The organism is Streptomyces sp. UH6 (assembly GCF_013421635.1).
GTDB classification, from domain to species: Bacteria; Actinomycetota; Actinomycetes; order Streptomycetales; family Streptomycetaceae; genus Streptomyces; species Streptomyces abyssomicinicus.
In genome coordinates this window covers 1-4,361 of the sequence record NZ_JACADT010000464.1, presented here as the reverse complement: position 1 = coordinate 4,361, position 4,361 = coordinate 1, and the positions used below count along the sequence as shown (strand labels likewise).

Here is a 4,361-nt window from a genome sequence, read left to right as displayed (position 1 = left end):
CGAGCGTGGCGTCGTGCGGCAGCGCGGCACCGTCCGCCGTCAGCAACTGCCGCGTCGTGGGCCTGGTCGCCACCCGGTCGTCCAGCAACCGCAGGATGTCCGGCAGGAGTTGACCGATCGGCGTGTCCGACGGAAGGACCAGGTCGGCGCGCCGCCGCTCACCGATCAGAGTGACCCTGCTGAGCTGGGTCCGGAACGTCGTTGCTGTGCTCACCACTCACCGGAACCTATCGTCGCGTCGTGACGGGCCCCGAGGGCCCCTGCAGGGACATGATCACGCGAACTCCTCTCCGCCCGCCCCACGTTCACTGCTCGTCGCCGTTCCCGCCGGGCGAAGCGGCGGGGGACGGGTTGTACAACTGCTCCTGCTGCTGCCGCTGTTTCTCCTGCTCGGCCTTCTGCTTCGCCATCGTGGCCTGGAGGAACGACCAGCCGACGCACCCGGCGCACAGCACGGCGGCGATCGCGATCCCCGCGAACACCTTCCCGAACCGCTCGTCCGCCGTCCGCCGCGCACGCTGCGCACCGAACAGCAGCGCGTCCCGCATCCGCCGCCGGCGCACCGCCACCGACTCCAGCAGCTGGCTGTCGTAGTCCCGTGCCATTCAGTTCGTCCTGGATCGAGGATGGAGTCCGGGCCGGCCGTGGTCGGCCGGATCACCGGCGGACGTCGGCCGCCCGGGCCTGACCTGGAGCGAGGGCCGGGCTTGCGGCCCGGCCATCGCAACATAGGACATGGACGCGCCACACGTACAGTCGGGTTCCAGTAACACCGCGCACAACTGGCGCACTTGGGTGCTCGGGACCAGTCCTCGAACGCCGTGCGCGCACGGGTCAGGCGTCGAACTCACCGACCCACTCGGCTTTCACCAGGACTTCGGGCAGGTAGTCCGACGTGACCTCGAGCGGCATCTCCGCGTCGTGAGCCAGGCATGCCATGGCCAGTGGGCCGAGCGCCACGAGGCCTTCGCTGCTGAGGGCACGGTCCTCGTCGGCGGTCCAGTACTCCTTGTGCAGCCGCAGACTCTCCTCCAGTGCCTTGTCGAACTCCGCGGCGTCCTGGCGCAGATAACGACGGAACAGCTCGATCGGCTGGGAGAGGACCATGAGCAGCAGGTCCGCACTCGCGATCCTCGCGTTCTGCGGCAGTGCGCCGGCCGAGGCCGCCACCAGCTTGTCACCCACGCCGTCACGCCGCAGCCAGTGGCTCTGCAACGTGTCGATCCACGTGTAGACGTACTCGTCGAACTCCGCTCCGGAGGCGCGAAGCAGCGAGATCGGAACGTCGCACAGCCGAGCCATGCGGTCCTGCTCACGGCAGACGACGGCCAGCCAGAACGCCTTGATCCAGTTGCCCGCGTGCGCGGCCCGGTTCGGTCCGGTCGCCGGAATGGAACGCGTCACGCCGGCGATCCGTGTCTCGACGCGTCCCCCGGACGCGTTGGCCGCGTCGAACAGCGCGGACCCGACCTGCATCGCCGCCACCCAGGCCCGCCAGGTCTGGGCCGACTCGCCCAACGGATCGCTCGCGCAACGCGATTCCGCCTCGGTGAGCGTGATCATGAAGGCGAACTCGAGGTTCCGCGGGTTCTCCTCCAGCCCGTCGGTCATCTCGGCGGCAGCCTGACGCAGCGCTCGGTGTTCCTCTTCGGCGCCGTCCGTCGGGTATGCGTGGCGGATGATGGAGGTGGGCACGGCGCGTCCTCTCCAGAGCTCTGTACGGGCCGGGCGGGAACTCCGCCGTCTGCCGTCCCAGGTGTCCCCGAGAGTCCGCAGGGCAGCGGAACAGGCCGTGCTCAGCCCGTGCCCGACAGCCGCGTGATGGCCGACTCGATGAAGCGGGCTGCCTCGACGGTCGAGATCTCGACATGGTCCACGTCGTTGTGCCCGAGTTCGTAACGACGCAGATACTCGGTGGACTCCCAGCGGAGGTTGCGGGTGAAGGCCTCGTCGTAGGTCCGTTCCTCGTCGACCCGACGCCGCACGATTCCCCGCGGGGTGCTCCGTGGATACCCCTCGCTGACCTTGGCGTAGTACGTGATGTCGCCTTCGGCGTCAAGGGCGTCGAGCGTCGTCGACGCGAGGGTGAGGAAGGGCTGGGCCGCGAGATTGCTGTCCACCGTGCCGAGGCGGACCATCGCGCCGTTGAGGTCGATGAACTCCTCCACGAAATAGCCGCCCCCTCGCTCACACATGAGCAGCAGCGGCTCGTAGGGCTCGGCGGGGAGCTCCGCAGGCGCCTCGAACCCGGACTGCACCAGGGCGGCCCACCTGACCGCGGCCCGGCAGGTCTCCTTGAGCGACGAAGGCGCCACGCCCTTGAGCGCGTCCTCCACCTCGGCGGCGACATCCGCCGGGACCTCGACCTCGGGGGCGACCAGTTCCACGACGTCCAGGAACGGCCATGAGGGTTCGACGTGGTGGGCGCGTGCCCAAGCAGCCGTGCGCCGGAGGAACTCGCGCATCAGCAGCCCACGCGAATTCGCGTGCTCGTAGGCCGCGGCGTCGTCGGCCCAGTCGATGCTCCTGAGCCGCTCGAGCGCCAGGCGCGCGCGGTCTTCCGTCACTTGAGGTCCAGCCCCTTCGCCTTGAGTTCCTGGACTATATCCTTGACGAAATCGTCGATGTTGGACAAGTCGTCGGCCAACTGCGTCTGCGGGTGTCTGAGACCGAGCTTCTGCCACGCCATACCGAAACCACCTCGGACGGGGTTCGGGGACAGATCGTGCGCTCCGGCGGCGCTCAGGCTCTTGGGTGACCTGCGGCCGTCGACGGTCCCGTCGTCTCCGAACCGCCACAGACCCCTTTCGTCGCGGAGGTAGGGCAGTCCCCGCTTCATGAGCTGACTCTCCACGTATTCGTGGCTCATCAGATTCTTGAATTCCCGGATCTGGTCCGGGGTCAGGGTTCCCTTCCGAGCTCCGTCCCACAGATTCGCGATGTCATCACGCGGCGTGAACAGGCCGCGCTTCCACTCGCCTGGACCCACCACCACATCGTGCTGCGATCGGATCATGTGGGTCTTCACGTCACGGATCACGGATTCGGAGACGCCGGTGTTCCTCGCCATCTGCGGAACGTCGACGTGGTTCGGCGTGGCGCGCAGTGACTCGTAGATCCTGCCGGCGTGCTCGGAGGGCTGGTCGACCCATCCCGCGCCACTCCAGCCACCGTTCGGACCGTCGGTGTAGGGGCTGCCGCCCAGGCCGTCGCCCGCACCGCCGTCCCCGTCGGTACCGCGCTCCGGAGCATGAGGGTCGGTGTGCGGGGTTTCGGAATCGGCCCGTCCCAGGTCGTCGCCGAGGGAGTCGACCTGGCCGGCGGCGGCGTCGAGTTCCCTGCCGAGGGCGGAGGCCGCGTCGGCAGCGGCCTGCCCTCCGACGCGGATGTCTCCCGCTCCGTGCGGCACCGGAACCCTGCCGAACAGCTCCGACTGCTCGAGCCTGATCGCGGCGAGTTCGTCGGGCGGGACTCCGGGCAGGCGCTCCTTCTCGTACAGGACGTGGCCGTCCATCTTGGCCGCGAAACTGTCCGCCGTGTGGAACTGCAGCTCGAAGACCTGGCCGCTGACCGGGTCGCGCCAGGTGGAGTTGATCCCCTTGTAGCCGGGGGAGTCCCAGGTGTTCTTGAACGTGACGTTCTCGAAGCCCCGTGCGTGCAGGTCGTTGACCGCCCGCTGGACGCCATCGGCGTAGTTCCGGGCCGGAACCTCCATCGTGTAGCGGATGGAGTCCTTGATGTCGCTCAGCATGCGGGTGTGGTCCATGCCGATGTCGTCGAGCATGTCCGTGGCGAGTTTGCGCTTGAGCGAGTCCTCGCCCTTGAGCCGGTACTCAAGCCCGGTCAGCTTCCCGTCGTCCACGCGACCCGTGATGGCCTGCATCGACTCCGTGATCCGGGGCTCGGCCTCCTGCGAACGACGCATGAAGTCGTCCGCGGCCGCATTCGCCTCCGGATCGAGCCGGAGCCCGTTCTCGCCCGCCCAGGAGCCGTCGGGCAGATTGCCGCGTGGAGCGCCAGGGGCAGTGCCCCCCAGGGTGTCCGCACCGCCGCCGGGCGGCATCAGGTCGCCTGTGCCGGATCCGGACCCGGGTCCGAGTTCGTGCACACCGGAGCCCGGAGAGGCATGGTCGACGGTTCCGACGGATGGCTGATCGGCGTGCCCGCCGCCCGGTCCGTCGTGGTGCGGAGTGCCGGAGCCATCGGTGGGACCGTCTGCGTGGTGCGCTGTCGGCCCCTGGGCCGCGTCGTCGGCCCGTCCCACCGGGAGGTTGTCCGCGACGTTCCCGCCGGGGAGCCCTTCCCCGCCGACGCGCACGGGCGGAACCTCGGCATCGACCCGCACCGGCGGAACCTCCGCA

6 protein-coding genes are annotated in these 4,361 nt (G+C 69.1%); 1 reads left to right on the top strand and 5 read right to left on the bottom strand.

The genetic code is table 11. From position 1 onward, the window contains the following. From HW445_RS20000 to HW445_RS19980, 5 genes are all read right to left on the bottom strand, one after another. The coding region (locus HW445_RS20000; RefSeq protein WP_180222364.1) for an EsaB/YukD family protein at positions 1–217 on the bottom strand (217 nt) is incomplete at its 3' end. A gap of 88 nt (positions 218–305) precedes the next feature. Continuing rightward, the gene (locus HW445_RS19995) at positions 306–605 is read right to left on the bottom strand and encodes a hypothetical protein (RefSeq protein ID WP_180222363.1); all 300 of its coding nucleotides are present in this window, start codon (positions 603–605) and stop codon (positions 306–308) included. Positions 606–834: 229 nt separating this feature from the next. After that, entirely contained in the window at positions 835–1,695 is an 861-nt protein-coding gene (locus HW445_RS19990; RefSeq protein WP_180222362.1) for an immunity 49 family protein, read from the bottom strand. 101 nt (positions 1,696–1,796) lie between these two features. Continuing rightward, positions 1,797–2,567 carry a hypothetical protein gene (locus tag HW445_RS19985; protein ID WP_180222361.1) on the bottom strand — a complete coding sequence of 257 codons (771 nt, stop codon included), beginning with the start codon at positions 2,565–2,567 and terminating at the stop codon, positions 1,797–1,799. After that, positions 2,564–3,925: a hypothetical protein gene (locus HW445_RS19980; protein ID WP_180222360.1), complete on the bottom strand. Its 1,362-nt coding sequence runs from the start codon at positions 3,923–3,925 to the stop codon at positions 2,564–2,566. Before HW445_RS19980 ends, HW445_RS19985 begins: the two co-directional genes overlap by 4 nt. 201 nt (positions 3,926–4,126) lie before the next feature. Between HW445_RS19980 and HW445_RS19975 the strand changes: the two genes are divergently transcribed. Further along, positions 4,127–4,361: hypothetical protein (locus tag HW445_RS19975; protein ID WP_180222359.1), on the top strand; the 235-nt coding region annotated here is incomplete at its 3' end.